Source organism: Ohtaekwangia sp., from assembly GCF_036568665.1.
In the GTDB taxonomy this organism is placed as follows: Bacteria; Bacteroidota; Bacteroidia; order Cytophagales; family Cyclobacteriaceae; genus Ohtaekwangia.
Map to the genome: position 1 here is coordinate 1 of NZ_DATCSD010000390.1, position 19,651 is coordinate 19,651.

General features: G+C 43.7%; 20 protein-coding genes and 1 tRNA gene. 9 read left to right on the plus strand and 12 right to left on the minus strand.

Annotation, left to right across the window (positions count from 1 at the left end):
- Positions 1-19 precede the first annotated feature (19 nt).
- Positions 20-793, plus strand: coding sequence for a TIGR00266 family protein (locus VIN08_RS22955; RefSeq protein ID WP_331970408.1), 774 nt, complete (start codon positions 20-22; stop codon positions 791-793).
- A 128-nt stretch (positions 794-921) separates the two neighbouring features.
- On the opposite strand, the gene VIN08_RS22960 is transcribed toward VIN08_RS22955, so the two are convergent.
- From VIN08_RS22960 to VIN08_RS22995, 8 genes are all read right to left on the minus strand, one after another.
- Positions 922-4,512: a S8 family serine peptidase gene (locus VIN08_RS22960; protein WP_331970357.1), complete on the minus strand. Its 3,591-nt coding sequence runs from the start codon at positions 4,510-4,512 to the stop codon at positions 922-924.
- A gap of 125 nt (positions 4,513-4,637) precedes the next feature.
- Positions 4,638-5,969, minus strand: coding sequence for a DUF58 domain-containing protein (locus tag VIN08_RS22965; protein WP_331970360.1), 1,332 nt, complete (start codon positions 5,967-5,969; stop codon positions 4,638-4,640).
- Complete coding sequence (locus tag VIN08_RS22970) at positions 5,970-6,947, minus strand: MoxR family ATPase (protein ID WP_331970363.1); 978 nt, start codon at positions 6,945-6,947, stop codon at positions 5,970-5,972.
- Positions 6,948-7,005: 58 nt separating this feature from the next.
- Entirely contained in the window at positions 7,006-8,205 is a 1,200-nt protein-coding gene (locus tag VIN08_RS22975; RefSeq protein WP_331970366.1) for a DUF4350 domain-containing protein, read from the minus strand.
- On the minus strand, positions 8,202-8,978 hold the full coding sequence (locus VIN08_RS22980; RefSeq protein WP_331970369.1) for a DUF4129 domain-containing protein: 777 nt from the start codon (positions 8,976-8,978) through the stop codon (positions 8,202-8,204). The genes VIN08_RS22975 and VIN08_RS22980 overlap by 4 nt, the downstream gene beginning before the upstream one ends.
- On the minus strand, positions 8,965-9,978 hold the full coding sequence (locus VIN08_RS22985; protein ID WP_331970372.1) for a hypothetical protein: 1,014 nt from the start codon (positions 9,976-9,978) through the stop codon (positions 8,965-8,967). The genes VIN08_RS22980 and VIN08_RS22985 overlap by 14 nt, the downstream gene beginning before the upstream one ends.
- Positions 9,953-10,981: a stage II sporulation protein M gene (locus tag VIN08_RS22990; protein ID WP_331970375.1), complete on the minus strand. Its 1,029-nt coding sequence runs from the start codon at positions 10,979-10,981 to the stop codon at positions 9,953-9,955. The genes VIN08_RS22985 and VIN08_RS22990 overlap by 26 nt, the downstream gene beginning before the upstream one ends.
- Before the next feature lie 15 nt (positions 10,982-10,996).
- A complete protein-coding gene (locus tag VIN08_RS22995; RefSeq protein WP_331970378.1) occupies positions 10,997-12,244 on the minus strand; it encodes a dipeptidase in 1,248 nt (415 codons plus the stop codon).
- 57 nt (positions 12,245-12,301) lie between these two features.
- On the opposite strand from VIN08_RS22995, the gene VIN08_RS23000 reads away from it, so the two are divergent.
- The 5 genes from VIN08_RS23000 (at position 12,302) to VIN08_RS23020 (ending at position 15,680) form a co-directional block, all read left to right on the plus strand.
- The gene (locus tag VIN08_RS23000) at positions 12,302-13,015 is read left to right on the plus strand and encodes an RDD family protein (protein ID WP_331970381.1); all 714 of its coding nucleotides are present in this window, start codon (positions 12,302-12,304) and stop codon (positions 13,013-13,015) included.
- Entirely contained in the window at positions 13,012-13,260 is a 249-nt protein-coding gene (locus tag VIN08_RS23005) for a cytochrome b5 domain-containing protein (protein ID WP_331970383.1), read from the plus strand. Before VIN08_RS23000 ends, VIN08_RS23005 begins: the two co-directional genes overlap by 4 nt.
- 143 nt (positions 13,261-13,403) lie before the next feature.
- On the plus strand, positions 13,404-14,249 hold the full coding sequence (locus VIN08_RS23010) for an N-acetylglucosamine kinase (protein WP_331970386.1): 846 nt from the start codon (positions 13,404-13,406) through the stop codon (positions 14,247-14,249).
- On the plus strand, positions 14,250-15,053 hold the full coding sequence (gene murQ, locus VIN08_RS23015; RefSeq protein WP_331970388.1) for an N-acetylmuramic acid 6-phosphate etherase: 804 nt from the start codon (positions 14,250-14,252) through the stop codon (positions 15,051-15,053). It begins immediately after the preceding gene.
- A 60-nt stretch (positions 15,054-15,113) separates the two neighbouring features.
- A complete protein-coding gene (locus VIN08_RS23020; protein WP_331970391.1) occupies positions 15,114-15,680 on the plus strand; it encodes a hypothetical protein in 567 nt (188 codons plus the stop codon).
- Here VIN08_RS23020 and VIN08_RS23025 read toward each other — a convergent pair.
- From VIN08_RS23025 to era, 4 genes are all read right to left on the minus strand, one after another.
- Positions 15,662-16,288: a SprT-like domain-containing protein gene (locus VIN08_RS23025; protein WP_331970394.1), complete on the minus strand. Its 627-nt coding sequence runs from the start codon at positions 16,286-16,288 to the stop codon at positions 15,662-15,664. The two genes, VIN08_RS23020 and VIN08_RS23025, sit on opposite strands and share 19 nt — an antisense overlap.
- A 61-nt stretch (positions 16,289-16,349) precedes the next feature.
- Entirely contained in the window at positions 16,350-16,538 is a 189-nt protein-coding gene (locus VIN08_RS23030) for a hypothetical protein (RefSeq protein ID WP_331970397.1), read from the minus strand.
- A gap of 89 nt (positions 16,539-16,627) precedes the next feature.
- On the minus strand, positions 16,628-17,938 hold the full coding sequence (gene der, locus VIN08_RS23035) for a ribosome biogenesis GTPase Der (protein WP_331970400.1): 1,311 nt from the start codon (positions 17,936-17,938) through the stop codon (positions 16,628-16,630).
- Positions 17,939-18,007: 69 nt separating this feature from the next.
- Positions 18,008-18,895, minus strand: a complete 888-nt coding sequence (era, locus tag VIN08_RS23040; RefSeq protein WP_331970403.1) for a GTPase Era — start codon at positions 18,893-18,895, stop codon at positions 18,008-18,010.
- Positions 18,896-18,992: 97 nt separating this feature from the next.
- Between era and VIN08_RS23045 the strand changes: the two genes are divergently transcribed.
- The 3 genes from VIN08_RS23045 to VIN08_RS23055 form a co-directional block, all read left to right on the plus strand.
- Positions 18,993-19,065: transfer RNA gene (locus VIN08_RS23045), tRNA-Met, on the plus strand.
- A 73-nt stretch (positions 19,066-19,138) separates the two neighbouring features.
- Positions 19,139-19,390, plus strand: a complete 252-nt coding sequence (locus VIN08_RS23050) for a GIY-YIG nuclease family protein (protein ID WP_331970405.1) — start codon at positions 19,139-19,141, stop codon at positions 19,388-19,390.
- Positions 19,391-19,520: 130 nt separating this feature from the next.
- On the plus strand, positions 19,521-19,651 hold a 131-nt coding region (locus tag VIN08_RS23055), incomplete at its 3' end, for a GIY-YIG nuclease family protein (RefSeq protein WP_331970411.1).

Genomic DNA, 19,651 nt, shown 5'->3' on the forward strand with positions numbered 1-19,651 from the left:
TATAAAAAATAATATATACATGACCTCATCACACGAAATTGACTATCAGATTAAAGGTGAAAGTATTCAGATCGTAGAAGTAGAGCTCGATCCGAACGAAACCGTTATTGCCGAAGCGGGTGCCATGCTGTTTATGGAAGATGGTATAACCTTCGAAGCCAAGATGGGTGATGGCGCTAATCCAGGACAAGGCTTGTTCGATAAACTTCTTTCGGCTGGTTCGCGCATACTTACCGGTGAATCTCTTTTTATGACGCACTTTACCAATCGCGGGGGCCGTAAGGCAAAAGTAGGATTCTCGGCACCGTATCCGGGCACTGTTATACCGATCGATCTCGCGCATAGCCCGAACAATGAATTGATCGTGCAGAAAGATGGATTTCTTTGTGCAGCACTCGGAACAAAAGTATCCATCACGTTTAATCGCAAGCTTGGCTCTGGTCTTGTTGGTGGCGAAGGATTTATACTTCAAAAATTGCATGGTAATGGTAAAGCCTTTGTGCATGCTGGTGGAACGGTGATTGAACGCACGTTGAACAATGAAACACTGCGTGTAGATACGGGTTGCGTTGTAGCATTCGAATCGCAGATCGATTTTGATGTGCAGACTTCCGGAAGTCTTCGCTCGATGGTGTTTGGTGGTGAAGGTATATTTCTGGCTACGCTGCGAGGCACCGGTAAAGTATATCTGCAATCTATGCCTATTCGCAAACTGGTACAGGCACTTGCTCCATACGGACGCAACAGTGCAAAAGAATCCAGCTCACTGCTCGGAGGTATATTTGAAGATTAATCAAGAGTGGATTGCCAGGAGTAGTGTAGTGCTTCTGAGTATATACTAAAAATCCTTGTGCTGAAAAGCGCAAGGATTTTTTGTTTGGTGCCGGTTGACTACTGGAATGACTGAAAACTATATAATGTCTATTTGGCGATAGCAACTTTCTTTACCACCATGCGTCCATCCAGTTGTGTTGCAAGAAAATATATACCTGCCGAATAGTTTGATGTATTCAATGTGTGACTGAAGGAGTCGTGTATATCGGTAAAGCTTTCGCTATACAAACTTGTCCCCTCTGCAGTAAGCAGCGATAAGCGGAGAGTCTTGGCTTTCAGCCCGTCTACAACAACGGTAAGTTCTCGTTGAGTAGTAGGTATAGGATATACTGTAACAAAACGATCGAGATCTTTTTCAATTCCTGTAATTACCGATATATCTTTTACAGAAGTATCCTGGCATCCGTTGGTGGCAGTTACTGTAAGTGATACATGGAAAGTGTTGCTGGATTCGTAAGCATATACCGGACTTTGTTCTATGCTGTTCGATCCATCACCAAAATTCCAATACCATGATTCTGCATTGGTACTGTTGTCGGTAAATTGAATAGATTCACCTACAACAAAATCTCCGGAGGTAAGGGTGATCGAGAAAGCTGATGTTGGTCGCGGGCGAACCGTTACCACTACTTCATCGGAAGTTGATACACAGTTCAGCGTACCATCATCATATTTTACCATAACACTATAGGTGCCTGCTTCCGCTACTTTAATAGATTGCGTTATCTCACCATTGCTCCAGGCATACTCGCTGGCTTCTTCTACTGAAAGTATAACAGTGTCTTTTTCGCAAAGCTCGGGTGAACGTGAGGTGAGAATGGTTGGCTGTGCCTGCACAATAATGTGAGCAGGTGTACGCACACTCTCGTACGAGTGATCTGCGTTGGAAACATAAAGTGTTGTATCGTTGGTAACATTTGATACCGTGAGTTGTGTTCCCTGCGCTACGGCTTCACCTCCGGTAAAATCGCGATACCAGTTATACTTTGTAGCGCCTGTTGCTTTTAGCTTGGCATTGCTGCCATAACATGCCTGAATAGTATCAACTACCGGCATAGGCGCTGTTAAAGTATAATTATATACCGAGTCAGCATATTTAGCAGAGTTGATGAGAGCATCATAGTTCTCTGCAGCGTGTAGTGCAAAGGCGATCGTTACTTCTTCGTTCGGATTAATGGTATAAGGACCAGCTGATACAATGTGGCTCACATCATTCCCGCCAGTACCTGTGCCCGCAGCCGCGCGCGTGGTAGATATACCGGTATATTTTTCAGTATCGCTAAAGCCGTCATATATACCGAACGATGCACCGCCCGCTATCGATGGATCGTTATCGATAGCATAGTAACTGCCTACTGGCGTAAGCAACTGTATACCGGCATGCGGCAGATCAGACGATTGCTTGGGGAACACATAGCCTAACCGTGTGGAGGCATCCCATTGTGCTGCATCCTGTGCGCCATTCAAACTGATGTCCCAATCAGCAAACATGGCAAAGTGAAAATTGGTGAGTGCAGTAGCTTGTGTGTTTTTTACTTTATACTCTACAATGATAAAACGATCGTATGGAGCATCGGGCCACACCAGTGTATGATACGATACACTCACCTTTTGCTCGGATGCGGTGGTGGAGTTAGAGAACGTGCCAAATATCTCGGAGAATGAGCGTTCACCCGGTACAATCTCCTGCATGCGACTGACGGTAACAAAATCCTGATCGAAACCATTGTTGTTGTTACGAACTGTATTCAATATAGATGACGAAGAGTTACCCATGATCAACCCCATCTCATATAACAGCGATTGCCCATCGAATACAAATCCGCTGCCTCCTGCTGAGTTCTCGGTATCTTCATAGCCCCATCTTCCCGAAGAGGAAATGGTTGTGGTGATTTTGTTATCATCTATATCTCTATAGGAAGGATTCGGCACAAACGTGAAGGTTTGTGTGTCGTGATAGGAGCCATCGCTATACGTAATGAGCAAATCGGCTTTGGTATTTTCTGGTACGCTGGCACTTAAGGTTAATTCAAAAGGAGTGAGTGTATTTACCATGGTTTCGCCAGAAGGTATAGAACCGGGTGTAATACTGCTTTTGGTAATAGAAATATAGGGCGATGTTGTAGATATACTGATCTCAAGACCAGAAGAGGTTGCATGTAGAAAATTTTTGAACTCGAATATGAGCGAGCCTTTTTCTCCCGGAGCTGCCTGCTGGCCCTTATCATTTAATAATTTATAGCTGAGCGCACGAATCGATGGCGACTCCAATGTAAGTGCCTGCACTATATCTAACCTGCCTTTGCCAAGTTTGTTCAGGTATGATGCGTTGTTATCGTAAAAACTCGCATCGGCTGATACACGCATCTGCTCGGCAAGCTCTTCGGCACTATATTCCGGATGATAGGCCCATACCAGCGCGGCAGCTCCTGCTGTTATTGGCGAAGAGAACGATGTGCCGGCTGTTGAATAGTAATTATTGTCAAACGCAGTGGTATATATATTTACTCCCGGAGCGCTTAGGTCAACGGCACTGTTATAGTTGGTAAATGTTGCGCGAACATCATTTTGATCAGATGCGGCAACGGAAAGAACATGATCGTATGATGCCGGGTACAGCATTGTCGCTGCATTATCGTTGCCTGCAGCAGCCACCACCAGGCAACCAAGGTCTTGGGTAACATACGTTATTATATCCTGGTATACCTGGCTTCGTACGGTCGATCCCCATGAACAGTTAATGATGCGTGCACCATTGTGCGCTGCGTATAACACACCGAGATACAGGTTAGAGCTATAGCTTCTGGAAGAAGTCTTTTGATTGTCGGCATAGTGCTTGGTATAGAGTAATTTGGTTTTAAAACCGATGCCTGCTATACCTGTTCCGTTATTGGTAGCAGCGCTGGCGCAGCCACCCACCTGCGTTCCATGAGTAAAGCCCGGGCCATCTTTATATATAGCGGGATCATTGTCGCCAACATAATTTGGATTCAGGGCATTCAATGTGTCCGCTCCGGAGAAATCCCAGCCGTTAATATCATCTATATATCCGTTGTTATCATCGTCTACACCAGCCGTACCGTTGAGTTCGGCTGTGTTTTTATATAACTGACTTGCCAGATCAGGATGATCTATATCTACTCCGGAATCTACAATGGCTATAACCATATCTTCACTTCCTTCCGTAATGTCCCACGCTTCTATAGCTCTGATGCGCGAGAGATAATATTGTACTGAAGCGGAAGGATCATTCGGTGTAAACTGCATGCGTTCGGTATATACCGGTTCGGCAAGTTCTACGTAACCACTGGCATAAAGTGTATTGATATACTCTTCTACCGGAATTGAAGGATCAAAGCTGAGTTCGAAATACTGTGTAATGTCGATAGCAGGTTTATACGCTTGTACGCGTGCCGATGATCGTTTTATAGTTCCTGCAGGGGCAAGTGATACAACACCATTAGCGCCCAGCGGCATAGCAGCGCGGCCGTTGGCTTTGCTGCCTTCCTGGAACAGACTCTTGTATTGCGGCTTGATCTTCACCAAAACTTTCCCTGCATGATAATCGGCAGAGGTGACAGTGCGTGGAAAAGAAAATTTTACCGCCTGATTTTTTTGCTGCGCCCGAACAGCGGTTAAACATACAAGGGAGAAAAGATATACCAGGATGATCCGCATAGACAAGAGTTTTGTGAAGATAAAAATAGTGAATATTAAGTCCTGGTTAGGGGCCTATATGTAACCAGTTAGTGAAGGATTTTTACAGTTAAAATTTGAAAATGGACAAAGAACTGAGAAGCGCATTAAATCATACCGCGCGCTTTCAATTCAAGGTATTTATTAATGGTATTTATGGTTAAATTCTCCGGAGCTGTAAGCAGTGCTTGTATACCATGTTTGGCAAGTTCTTTTACGATCAGCTTTTTATCGTAACTGAATTTTTCCGCAACGGCTTTATAGTACACTTCATGTAATGTGTGGGCCGGATTGTGCAACATGCTTCGCATCTCGGTGTTCTCAAAAAAGATCACTACCAGCAAATGTTGATTGGCGAGACTTTTCAGAAAAGGCAATTGACGATGTAATCCATGTATCGATTCAAAGTTCGTAAACAACAACAGCAAGCTTCGCTGATTTACTTTTCTGAGAATGAAATTATGCAGTGACGAAAAATCGGATTCACGATATGCTGTTTTCTGATTATAGAGTACTTCCAGAATATGCGAGAGCTGGTTGTTTCTTCGATTAGCCGGAACCATGGTGCCGATCTTATCCTGAAAAGTAATGAGCCCCGCCTTGTCTGATTTCTCGATGGCTATATTTGATATGACCAGCGATGCATTGATAGCGTAATCCAGCAAACTCATTCCCTGGAAGGGCATCTGCATAACGCGACCTTTATCAATCAAACTATATACTTGTTGGGAGCGTTCATCCTGAAAATGATTTACCATCAGGTTGGTTCTGCGCGCAGTAGCCTTCCAGTTGATGGTGCGGATGTCATCGCCACTTACATACTCTTTGATGAGTTCAAACTCCTGGTTATGACCAATGCGTCTGATCTTTTTAATGCCGATGTCGGTAAGTCTGTTCGAGATAGCCATCAACTCATACTTGCGCATTTGTATATACGATGGATATACCGGCACTAATGCATCGGCCGAGTATCGGAATCTCCGCGAGAGAAATCCTATTGGGGTAGAAACAAATATATTTACTGCACCGAATGAATATTCGCCACGTTTAACCGGCCGCAGAAAGTAGCGGATTATTTTCATTTCACCCGAAGGTATAGCTAATGCAAAGTTTAGATCGCGTCTCTGAAACTGATGTGGAATTTCATCGATCACATTCAGCGATGCTTTGAAGGCGTAAAAGTTTTCTACCTGTATGCGAATTTCATTCTCGTCACCATTCGAAAGTTTCTCCGGAGTGATGCGCGTGCCCGATACACCTCTTCGTGTTCGGAACAGGAGTATAACATCGCTGAGTATAATGGCGAGCAATACCAGGAAGAGTACTTTCGGAACAATAACCGGTATATCCAGTATAAAGCTGGCTATAAAAGTGATCACTACGATGCCAATGGCAACGAATAACCGGTTATTTAAATATAGGGCACGAATCAGTTTCACCTAGCGCGGAACTTCTACTTTGTCAATGATCTGTTGAACTACTTCATCGGCAGTAACGCCTTCCATCTCTTTATCCGGTGTAAGCACAATGCGATGGCGCAATACCGGGAGTGCTACATACTTTACATCTTCCGGTGTTACGAAGTCGCGGCCACTTACGGCAGCAAATGCTTTGGCGCTGTTTAGTATAGCGACCGATGCTCGAGGGGAAGCTCCGAGGAAAAGTGCCGGATTGTTTCGTGTTTCGTGAATGATCTGCGCTATATAGCGGATCAGGTTTGCCTCAACGTGTACCTGTTGCACAGCAAGTCTATAATTTCTGATCTGCTCGGCCGAGAGCACTGCGGTTACTTCGCCTACTGCCTGGTGGCCCTTGCGTTGATGATGGCCAGCGATGATCTCGATCTCTTGTTCGAGTGCCGGATATACTACACTTATCTTGAAGAGAAAACGATCGAGCTGCGCTTCCGGCAATCTATAGGTACCTTCATGCTCAATCGGGTTTTGTGTAGCCACTACCATATAGGGATGCTCGAAGGGATACGTAGTGCCATCGATCGTTACCTGACGTTCTTCCATTACTTCAAAAAGAGCGGCCTGCGTTTTGGCAGGAGCGCGGTTGATTTCATCGATCAACACGATGTTGGAAAATATAGGGCCGGCTTTAAATTCAAACTCCGACTTCTTCATGTTGAAGATCGATGTACCTAAAACATCCGAAGGCATCAGATCGGGTGTAAATTGAATCCGTGAGAAATTTACCGAGATAACTTTTGAAAGAAGTTTAGCAGTAAGTGTTTTGGCAACGCCCGGCACACCTTCTATCAAAACATGTCCGTCAGCCAATATAGCGGTGATCAGGAGGTTTACCATCTGCTCCTGGCCTACAATTACCTTGGCAATCTCGGAGCGTATCTGTTGTACACTTTGATTCAGTGCGCTGAGGTCTACGCGGTTTTCAAAAATTTTTTCTTCCATAGTGCTCTTCGTTTGTGTTGCGCCAACGGCTGGGCCATGCGCGTATTTCTTTTATGCGTTACAGGTGTGAATTGAATTTTTCTATTTTTTCATTCAGGTCAATCAATCGGTCAACCGCTATATCTCGCTGCGATTGTATCAGGCGTATCAGCATGATCATGGCACGTACATCCTCTTCCGGTTTACCGGATTTTCGGGAAAGCGCTACTATAAAGTTATCATCGAGCTTGTTGGTGCTGAGCCAGTATTTGGTTCTGATCTGATCGAACAGGTAACTGATTTTTTTCTCGGCAAGATCTTTATGTTCGCCTTGTTGATAGTATAGATTACCAATGGTGCGCACAAATTCCAATGTAGTGTTGCCAAGTGGTTTAATTACCGGTATAATGCGTTGCTTGCGCTTAGCTTCAAAGATAATGAAGACTAGCAGCGAAAGTATCGTTATAAAATATGCCCATCGCAGTGCTTCGTTGCTGAGTATAAAACGAAGTGGCGTTTGAGCTTCCATTCTGCCGAGGTGGTAATACTCTGTCCACACCACATCATCTACCGGCAGGTATGATAATGTAGTGGCAGCAAAGCGACTATTATTTTCGGGCAGCAGGTATGCATTGGTAAATGCCATGGGCGTGCAGTTCACGATAACTTTTCCTTTACCCCAAGGTATAATCAAAGTTACCGGAAGATGTATATCATTTTCAGCTACTGTTTTTGCATGCAGTGAGTCTGACCTGAGTATAAAACGCTCGTGAATATTTTTTCGTGGATACCGGTATATATCAGCGTTCTGTAATTTGGTATTGGTAAACAGCAGCCGCGAGGAGTCTTCTTTATCCGTAAGGAAATGACGATGCTCGTCTTCAAAATAATAATCCTGCGATGAGATCTTCAGCGTATCGGCAAATTTTCCGTAGAAGTTGTGTGCCGAGATAAAGGCACTGCCACCATTACTGACGTTTTTTAACAATGCAAGAACATCATCATCTGGTGGACTGAAATCTGTTGATATGCTTATAAAGTTTACCGGCTTTGTGATCGTATCGTACAACTCATAGATGGTATAGTTGCTTTGCATGATTTGCTTCTCCGGAAACAGATCGTGTATCAGCTCATTCAATGCATAACCACCGAAAGGAATTTTATGACTGCGATGGAACGTAATACGCCAATCGAGCTGACGCGGAGCCATCAGCGAAAAGACGAGGTAAACCAATATCGCAGCAGCAATGTATACTATATATTTCCAGTCCTTCTTCAACGGATATTGGTTTTCCAGTTGTTAAAAATAGCAGTCACACGCCCATACAGCTCGTCCGTTATAACAAAGTTACCATACCACGCATACTCAAAGTAAAAATTCAATTCGTTGAAACCAGTCTTCAGTTCTTTTGCTGTGAGCTCGTTCAGGTAATCGTGATTGGTTTTTCCGGGTTCCCAGGTTATGTGATGATGATCGGCCAGCAGTTTAAGTCCTTGCAGAAACAGCAAGCGTATAGCCAGCCTGTATTCATTTCGTGCGAGTGCTTCCTGTATCAATTTATCGAAGTCCATCTCATGAATGTTCTCTTCAATCACCTCGTGCGCCAATGCAGTTTTATCAGCCTTGCCATAAAACACTTTCAATGCATCGATCTTTAGCAGGCGAAGTATAACATAGATCAGCACCGCTACGGCAATTATACCTACAATTATATTTCCCCAGTTGGTAGAGTTGCCCAGGTAAAACAACCAGCTTAAGGCAGATATCAGCCACATCTTAATGCGATCCCATATACTCACAATAGCCGGACTATCTTTGCCATATTGCATATCCGGATCTTCGCGCATTTCGTTCAGCTTGTTTTCATCTACCGCGCGTACATCCACTACCGAGCTGTCGGCCGGCAGGGTAACTTCCGGAAGGGCTTCCTCTTCGTTCTCTTCTGACAAAAGAGTATCAAGCATAGGGCTTACAGGCTGCGGCTCTTGCGAGAACGCAACACTGGTATAGCAAAGAAATATACCGACCAGCAGAAGCCTAGTAATGCTCATCGTTTTGTGGTTGAGCTGTGCTTTCTCCGAAGCTTTCGATATTACTAAGCAATCCTCGTGATTCTTTCAACTCAACCAGGTTGTAATATTGAAACGCCAGGGCTATCATTGGTAATGAGTATAGTAATGTATTACACACAAAATATAGTATCAGAAATATAGAGTTAACGGTGGTCATGATGCTACTGGGTTCTTCAAAGGCATCACCACTCGTACGATGCATCAGCGAAATAATAAAGCTGATATACCACGGAAGAAAAAAGACCATGGAAACAGTAGACTGGATAAGCACATTGATAATGCCTATACCAAAGGTGCTCCACATTTTATTTTTGATCAGATAAAACAGCCGCGTGAGTGCATCGAAGAAACCTATATTTTCAGCTTCGCGAATGATAAAGATGAGCGACATATTTATACTGAACATAAATACAAACAGGTAGAACGCCAGCACACCAATAATTGCCAGGAATGGACTTATTACACCGGCCAGACCCATAACTATACCGAGAGGTATAGCCAGTATAACAAAGAAGGCCATCATAAGTATAACATATAGTGTAAGCGTACCGAAGTGCATCCAGAACGTTTGGCGTACGCGTGCCCACACTTCGCTTACTTCTATAGCGGTTGTTTTCTTTTCGCTATAGATGCGCATATAGGCATACGTAGTAGCGATAGTGATTACGCCACCAATCCATGCAAAGAGAATGATGCCGAGTATCTGCAGCCAGAATGTAGAAGAAGAAAAGTAATCCTGCATCTGTTGTGCGCTGCTGTTGCCGAACTGGCTTTGAGAAGCCGCTACGCTCAACCCCATAAAGCGGTTAAATATATCGCCTATAAATATACTGCTGAGAATTACCGGTGGACCGGCAATAAACAGCATGCTCTTGGCAAACGACTTGAAGTTCTGCCGGATAAAGTCAAAGGTAGCGCTCATCTTCTGACTGAAGTTGCGCGCTTGCTGAAATTCAATCACGTTGTGTAAATTTTCCATATTTCACTAGCCGATGCGGGTATACTATAAAGTAATAGATCATGAGAAAGGCAGATATAGCGATGATCGCGGTCTTCACGCTCCAGTGCATAAAACCATAGCGCGTTATAAACGATTCGATAAATCCTGCCAGTATAAAGAACGGAACCAGGCCCAATACCATTTTAAGTCCCTTGAGAGCTCCGCGTTTGAATGACTCCAATCGTGAATATGTACCGGGAAATAATATGCTGTTGCCCATCACGAAACCGGCAGCCCCTGCTATAACAATAGACGAGAGTTCAATAGTGCCGTGCAGCATAATTACCGGTGCACCCTGTGCCAGCTGACCTTCGGTATAAAAGAACGTGAGGAATGCACCCACCATTAATCCATTGTAAAAAAGAAAACCTCCGGTTAACAGCGAGGATATAGCGCCAAAAACAAAGGTGTTGAACGACACCATAATGTTGTTGAATGTAATGCGAAAGAACATGCTCACTTCATTGTCGCCTTCATATATAGCGGTGGGATTTCCCTTTCGTATATTTTCCAGCGTCATGTTTACATAGCCATCACCGAGTATAAGGCGCACAAATGTATCATCGTATAGCGTAGACACAACGCCCATCAGTCCGGCCACTATAAAGATGGTGAACGCGTATAGCAGATGCCTGCGCGATTCGTACATGATCTGCGGTACTTCCAACGTCCAGAAAGTAACAAACCGGTTTTTGTCTTCGCGTTTGTTCTTGTAGATCTCCAGGTGAATTTTGGAAGCAAGGTTGTTGAGGTATTGCGTTACACGGCTATCCGGGTATTGCGTGCGCGCAAAGGAAAGATCGTCTGTGATCTGGATAAAGATCTCAGCAAGCTTATCGGGCTTTATCTTTTGAGGAACAGTTAGCGTTTGTTCAAACTCCTGCCACCGTGCCTGATTCCTTTTTACAAATGCAGCTTCTCTCACAAAATCTTCGTTGATACCGGAGTGATACCTTTTACCTCCGGTATAACCCGGAGGCAAAATGCATAATATTTTTCAATGACCTGCAACAGCAATTACCTGATTCCATACACGGAATACATTTCCGCTGCAGATTTTTTCTATATCCGCAGGCGAGTAACCGCGTTTCAGTAAAACATAGATCAGGTTCGGGTACTGCGATACATCTTTCAACCCTGCAGGTAAACTATCGCCTACCCCATCATAATCGGAGCCTATACCTACGTGGTCTATACCCACCAGCTTTACCACATGGTCTATATGATCGGCTACGCGTTCTACATCCGAAAAGAGTTCTTTATGATCGCGAGCAAACTGATCGATGATGGGCTGTGCATCAGCATCGGCAGAAGTTAATTTTTTCTCCTGCAGTATTTTCTCCAGCGAATCGCGTAACGCATCGTTTCGTCTGGCAACCGAATCGAGGAAAGAAGCTCCGAAGTTGATCTGTATAACACCACCATTCTTCGCCAGTGCCTTGATCATGTCGTCATTCATATTGCGCTGAAAGCCGGGTGTATAATATCGGCACGAAGAGTGTGAAGCAATGCAGGGAGCTTTGGCAAGTTTCATTACATCATAAAATGTACTGTCAGACACGTGCGATATATCTACCATGATGCCTACACGATTCATTTCGGCAACTACTTTTTCTCCGAAAGGACTTAAACCATTAGAGGTGTTGAGTGTATCGTAAGACGAATCGCATATCTGGTTGTCTTTGCCATGGGTTAAGGTAATATAGCGGATGCCGCGATCGTAGAAATACTTTACGTTGGCCAGATCATTTCCTATAGGGGCGCCATTTTCCATTCCCATCGGCAGCGATATTTTACCCGCTTTTGTATTGGCAATGATCTCATCGGGAGAACCTGCCAGCGCAAATTTATCGGGAATAGAATCGGCGATGAAGCGGATCATGTTAATGAGCGAATCGGCAAGCGCTTTACCCATGTCTGCCTGCTGTTGGTATCGTGAAGGAATATAGATCGACATGAAAGGTGCATCGAGCCCGCCTTTTTTAGCGCGCACAAAATCGAAGTCGCCTTCTTTGGTTTCTACCGGTATACCCAAATACTCGCGGTCGAGCCGGAAGTTCTTTACTTTTAACCGGTAAGGCAGATCAACGTGACCATCGGTAATGATGTATGCCTGCGCAAGCGAGTCCGCTATTTTGTGCAGTTGTTCATCCGGTAGTGAAGCGTAGTCCTTCTTTTTTTCGGAAGTACTGCAGGCGGAAGCGATTGCTAAAACAATTAACACAGTAAAGGTACAGGCACGCATAGGCAAAGTTGATTTGTAATATCTTTAGGACGGAAAAGTTATCGAATTTTCATGCTGATGCAAACTGTAAGTGTACGTACCACGCAAAATGTTTTTATACAATATCCGGTGGCGAGCCTGGGCGATCGTATTGTAGCCGCACTCATTGATCTCGTAATCGTTGTAGCCTATTTGTTTCTGGCCGGTTATATTATGGCAGAGCTAAATATAGACTCTATAGGTCTGGTTATTTCCGTGCTGGCTATTCCGTATACCCTGTATCATTTACTGTTCGAAATTTTTATGGGCGGACAAAGTCCTGGCAAGCGACAGATGAAAATCAAAGTTGTACGCATTGACGGGACACCGGCTACGGTTGGTAATTTTCTTATGCGCTGGCTGCTGCGTATTATCGAAGTGCAGGCTATGTCGGGCATGGTAGCCATTATTACTATAGCGTTAAATAACAAAGGTCAGCGACTGGGAGATATAGCTGCGGGCACAACGGTGGTAAAGCTAGTGCCTCAACAGGCTGTAACTGCAAGCGAAGTATTTACGCTAACGGAAGATGATTACGTACCACTGTTTCCGGAAGTGGCGCGGTTGTCCGATCGCGATGTTGAACTCATTCAGCAGGCGCTGGAAGTATATAGGAAGTACGATAACATTCAGCCGGTAATGCGCATCACCGAGAAGATCAAGAGTATGCTGTCGATTGAGACGGACATGACGTTCGAAAATTTTCTTACTACCATTCTGAAAGATTATAGTAAAGTAACATCCGGCAAGTGAGCGAGCACCAAAATCTTCCGGGCTATACCAAAGCACAACTGGCTTTACGCAACGGTCAGGATAAACCTGAAGTATGGGTGGCATACCTGGGGCTGATCTATGATGTAACGCGTTCGCGACTATGGCGCGAGGGTAAACATTACGAGCATTGGGCTGGTCAGGATCTGACCGATGAGTTGAAAGATGCACCACATACGGAAAAGGTTTTTGATAGATTTACAGTAATCGGAAGGCTGACGAATTAAAAGAATTGAAAATTTATCACGACACACGGACACATCTGTAAAGTTTGTTTTAAGTTGTTGTTTACTATTTTAGTTTTGCCGCCATTGAAATTGTAAACCGTTTTTAAACAAGTTAAATTCGCGAATAACCAGCGGCACATACGATGATTCTTATAGCAGACAGCGGAGGCTCCAAAACAGATTGGAGATTCATTCAGAAAGATGGAACAATTGGCCAGGCCAGTGCTCCGGGATTCAATCCATACTATCAGCCTATCGATGACCTGAAGAAGAATGTCCAGGAGATATTGTTACCGAAAATTCACGATCAGGTAAATAAGATTTTCTTCTATGGTGCCGGTGTTTCTTCTGTTAAGAATCAGTTAACAATCAAGAGTGCATTCCTTGAATTTTTTCCTGAAGCACAGATCGAGATTGGTTGGGATTTACTGGCGGCTGCCCGCGCACTCTGCGGTCATGAACCAGGTATAGCCTGCATTATGGGTACAGGTTCTAACTCCTGCCTCTACGATGGAAAGAAAATTACCGATAACGTAGCAAATCTCGGATGGATATTAGCCGATGAGGGATCGGGCGCTAATATTGGTAAAAAATTTCTGGTTGACTATCTGCGCAAAAAGATGCCGGATAGTGTAGCAAAACAATTTCAGGAGAGATTCCCGCTTACACGTGAAGAGTTTTTGGAGAAGGTATATCAGCAGGAACGTCCGAGTGCATTTCTCGCGAGCTTTACCCGCTTTATTTTTCAACACCTCAAAGATCCGTATTGCTATAACCTTATCTATAGCAGCTTCGCAGAGTTCTACGAAAACAATGTGATGAAGTATGAGAACTATCAGAACCTGAAAGTACATTTCACCGGGTCTATAGCATTCTACTTCAGCGATGTGTTGCGTCAGGTGGCTAACGATAAAGGCATTACGGTAAAGAATATTCTCGAAGGACCTATAGCAGGGCTTACACTCTATCATCAGAACGATTCAAACTAGGTGACTACAACGGAATCATCTTCACACTACGATCATCTCGAATCGATGAGCGTGCGCGAATTGTTGACCAACATCAATAAGGAAGACAAGACTGTTCCGCTCGCCATCGAAAAAGTTATACCGAATATTGAAGCACTGGTAAACATCATTGTCGAGAAGATGCGTGGTGGTGGAAGATTGTTTTATATAGGCGCCGGCACCAGCGGCCGGTTAGGTGTAGTAGATGCTTCGGAGATTCCGCCTACTTATGGTATGCCCCATGGAAAAGTGATCGGACTTATTGCTGGCGGAGATACCGCTATACGCAAGGCGGTAGAGAATGCAGAAGATGATGCCGCACAGGCATGGAAAGATCTGGAAGAACATCTCATCAATCAGCAGGATGTATTGATCGGTATTGCAGCCTCTGGAAGAACGCCCTATGTTATAGGTGGATTGAAAGATGCGCGAGCCAACGGTGTCGCTACCGGCTGTATAGTATGTAATTCCGGTTCGGCCGTTGCTGCTGAAGCCGATTACCCGGTTGAAGTAGTGGTCGGTCCCGAGTTTGTTACCGGCAGCACGCGCATGAAGGCTGGTACTGCACAGAAGCTTGTACTGAACATGATATCTACTTCCGTAATGATTAAGCTTGGTCATGTTAAAGGAAATAAAATGGTAGATATGCAGCTCACCAATAAGAAACTGGTAGATCGTGGCACGCGCATGATTATGGATGAGTTGCATATATCCGCTGCCGAAGCAGAACAATTGCTGAAGACTCACGGCTCTGTTCGAAATGCCGTAGACGCATTCCGGAAATAATATAAGATCAATCTGCGCTGGACCGATTTTTTACTGTAGCCTATATATAGCATATTTCAGGTGCACAATATAGAACCATACTATAACTGGCAAAAGTATTACGACTCATCAGCCGATGATCGCTCGCCTTTCTATGGCAAGGAATATAATCACGATATATACTCTGAAACCATCTACGGATACTATATAGATCCCGCCTGGGATTCCATCGGTTCGGAAACACTATATATCAAAATACTCTATGCCGACTATGATGCTGGCTATGTGGTAATAGAATTCATTGGCGAATGGAACGACACATTGAATAACGACATTATGACGTTAAAGCGAAATGTGTTGGAACTCCTGATGGAAGAGGGCATCAATAAATTTATACTGATAGGCGAGAACATCATGAACTTTCATGGTTCAGACGATAGCTACTATGAAGAATGGTTTGAGGAGATTGAAGATGGCTGGATTGCCGCAGTAAATTTTCCCGACTTTGTGCAGCGTGAGTTTAGCAGGTATCGCCTCGATCAGTATATGAACATGGGTGGTACATTACAGATCGACAACTGGAGAACAATGAAGCCTTCTACATTCTATGAATTGGTAAGCGGCTTTATTCAGAGAAGACTGAACTGAACATCACTTACCTGTGCATCGGCTGGCACCAGGTAATCGCGTTTGGATTGTAGCTCGCGGCAAAGTACCCGTGTTCTGCGAAGCTTTCCTTTCTTGAAGTACCGACCTTGAAGTTTAAAGATGCTGCCCTCCGGTATATCTGATAGTATAGCAAACTGATGAGCGTTCTTATCAAACTTCCGGAAAGCCTGTGTTAAGGCGGTATCAGCAAATGAACTGGCTTTGGGGTTGATCATGTGCCTGCGCAGCTCATGTAAGATTTCTTCCGGAAAAACATTTTCCCAAAGTAAAGGAACTAATAATTCAGTGAATGTGGTCTTCCATTCTTCACCATGCGGGTCAACACGGGAACCAAATTGCAGATATACCTTTAAGTGTGCCACCTCATGTATATAGGTGGTAAGGAAGAGATAAGGATTGAGATCGTGATTAAGTGTAATCTGCGGATGACTCTTGGTTCTGCGGCTGGTGAAGTCGCCAACTTTAGTCTGGCGGCTCCTGGTAAGTTTAAGTGTAAAGGGGCTCGACTTCCACAGATCAAAGCAATATGCAACGGCATCAGCCGGTATATGCAATCGTAATATTTCTAATACTTTGTCGGCCTTCATAGAAAATAAAAAAGGCTTTAGTCATCTAAAGCCTTCCAGAAATCAATCCTTTAGGGATTGACTAGTGAGCTGTTGAATCAGTCTTTACTGCAGTTGTGTCAGTAGAAGCAGCAGAATCAACAACAGCAGGAGCTGGAGTTTCAACAGCAGCAGAATCTACAGCTTCAGCAGCAGGTTCAGCTTTCTTGCCACAAGCAGCGAAAGCGATAGCAAAGCCACAAACAGCTACTAATGCGATCAGTTTTTTCATAGTTTACAGGTTTTAAAAAATTTACCGCAAATATAGTACGATTATATCACACGGAATCAAGCGGGTAATAAAAATTATTCTTTAAAAGTCTATTTTTTGCGGAATATCAACCTTACGGGTACACCTTGAAAGTCAAAATGCTCACGGATCTTATTCTCGAGGAAGCGTTGATATGACTCCTGAATATACTGTGGTAAATTACAGAAGAATGCAAACGATGGAAACCTGGCATTTACCTGTGTGATATACTTTATCTGTATCAACTTGCCTTTCATAGAAGGCGGAGGATAACGCTCGATCTCTCTCAATAGCGTGTCGTTCAACTTGGAAGTAGGTATCTTCTTGGTTTTGTTATCGAATACCTCTACCGCTTTCTCCATTACCTGGAATATACGTTGCTTGTTAAGTACCGAAACAAAAATGATCGGTATATAATCGATCGGAGCAAGCTTCTCGAGTATATCTTTCTTGAACTTATCGGCCGTCTTGGAATCTTTTTCAACAAGATCCCACTTGTTTACCATAATCACCATACCCTTGCCCTGCCGTTGTGCGAGACTGATGAGGTTCACATCCTGCGATTCCATACCACGCTCGGCATCGATCACTATTATACATACATCGCTCTCTTCGAGTGCACGCAGCGAACGAAGCACTGAGTAAAATTCAATATCGTCTTTTACTTTACCTTTCTTTCTAACACCGGCAGTATCGATGAGTATAAAATTCTTGCCATACATTTTATAGTATGAATGAATAGCATCGCGTGTTGTGCCGGCTTCATCCGTTACTATACTTCTGTCAGTTCCTAACAATGCATTTAGCAATGACGACTTCCCTACATTCGGTCTTCCTAATATAGCGATGCGAGGTATACCGGCATCTGGGTCTTCAACGCCTTCGCTAGGGAATGTTTTGATCAGTTCGTCCAGTAGCTCCCCCGTACCCCCACCATTCTCGGCAGAGATCGGAAAAATCTCACCGTCCATACCAAGCTCATAAAATTCTGTTGCCAGTATAGCTTTATCGGGAGTGTCAGCTTTATTGGCGGCTATAAATATAGGCTTCTTGGATGTGCGCAGAACATTGGCAAACTCTTTATCAAAGCCAGTTAATCCATCGCGACAGTCAACCATAAAAATTACAGCCGATGCTTCATCGATCGCCAGCTTTACCTGCTTGCGTATTTCCGATTCGAACTTGTCTTCCGAACCGGTGGCATACCCCCCGGTATCAATCACCGTGAAATATTTGCCACACCATTCCGCATAGCCATAGTGACGATCGCGGGTAACGCCCGGTTCATTGTCCATGATAGCCTGACGCTTTTCTATGAGGCGATTAAAGAATGTAGATTTACCAACGTTGGGCCTGCCTACTATTGCTACAATGTTTGCCATTTCAAATGTTCAATTGACGATTTTTCTGTTTTACGATCTCATTGATCGCTACTATATATAAGTATATAATTATTCGAGATACCCGAATTGTCTCAACTTGAATTTTTCTTTTCTCCAGTTATCAGCCACCTTCACGTGCGTCTCCAGAAATATTTTTTTACCGAAGAAAGATTCCATATCCCTTCTCGCTTCCATACCCACTTTTTTTAAAGAGCTTCCGCCTTTTCCAATCACAATACCTTTTTGTGAATCACGCTCTACATAGATCACGGCACTGATGCGAATGATATCGGCTTCTTCTTTAAATGCCTGTATCGATACTTCTGCGCTATAAGGAATCTCCTGTTCGTAGTTCAAAAAAATTTTTTCGCGAATAATTTCAGAAGCAAAGAAGCGCTCGGTGCGATCGGTAAATTCATCCTGCGGAAAATAAGGAGGATGATTCGGCATAAGCGAGAGAAGTTTAGGAAGCAGGTCTCCCACATGTGCTCCGGTTTTAGCCGAGACCGTTACTATTTCGCGAATAGTAGGGAGCGATTGTTTCCAATAGGTAATTTTATCTTCTACCTGCGTGCCTTTACCAAGATCGATCTTATTGATGACAAGCAGAATAGGTGTTTGTATTTTTTGAAATCGCTCAAATAACTCTGGCTCGTATGCATCTTCGAGTGCTACTACTAATAAAATAGCATCGGCATCTTCCATTGAAACCTTTACATAGCTCATCATGGCTTCATGTAAAGAATATTTTGGTTCGAGAATACCAGGAGTATCCGAATAAACTATCTGGAAATCGTCACCATTCAAAATTCCCATGATGCGATGACGCGTAGTTTGCGCTTTCGCAGAGATAATGGAGAGATTTTCTCCCATTAATTTATTCATGAGAGATGATTTGCCCACGTTGGGTTTACCAACGATGCTCACAAACCCAGCTTTAAAAGATGATGATTCCATAAATGATTTTACAAAGGTAACTTGTTTTTTAAATGTGAGCGGTCTACTTTTGCAAACGATTTGAGGAAAGGCAACAAAAATCAAGTCGAAACCATACCGCGGGGTGGAGCAGTTGGTAGCTCGTTGGGCTCATAACCCAAAGGTCACAAGTTCGAGTCTTGTCCCCGCTACTAAAGAAAAGCGATCGAGAGATCGCTTTTTTGTTTTTAGTCATTCTTCAGTTAAAGCTAGCGATCCCGTTGTATGTCATTTTGTGTTTACGTTCTTCATGCGGTAGAGCATGATAAAATTTATATTGGATTTACTTCTGATTTAGATGCTCGTTTGCTTTCTCATAATGTTCTGTCAAAGAAAGGATGGACGATCAAATTTCGTCCGTGGATGCTCGTGTATACCGAATCTTTCTCTACAAAAGTCGAAGCTATAAAGCGTGAAAAGGAATTGAAGTCGTACAGAGGAAGGCTTTTTATTCGTAAAGAAATTTTAAACCAATAGCTCGTTGTGCTCATATCCGCCAGAAGGCGGACACAAGTTCGAGTCTTGTCCCTGCTACTAAAGAAAAGCGATCGAGAGATCGCTTTTCTGTTTTTAGTCATTATTCAGTTAAAGCTAGCGATCCCGTTGTATGTCATTTTGTGTTTACGTTCTTCATGCGGTAGAGCATGATAAAATTTATATTGGATTTACTTCTGATTTAGATTCTCGCATACCTTCTCATAATGTTCTGCTCGTGGTGACTTTTCCTGAAAAGTCCTC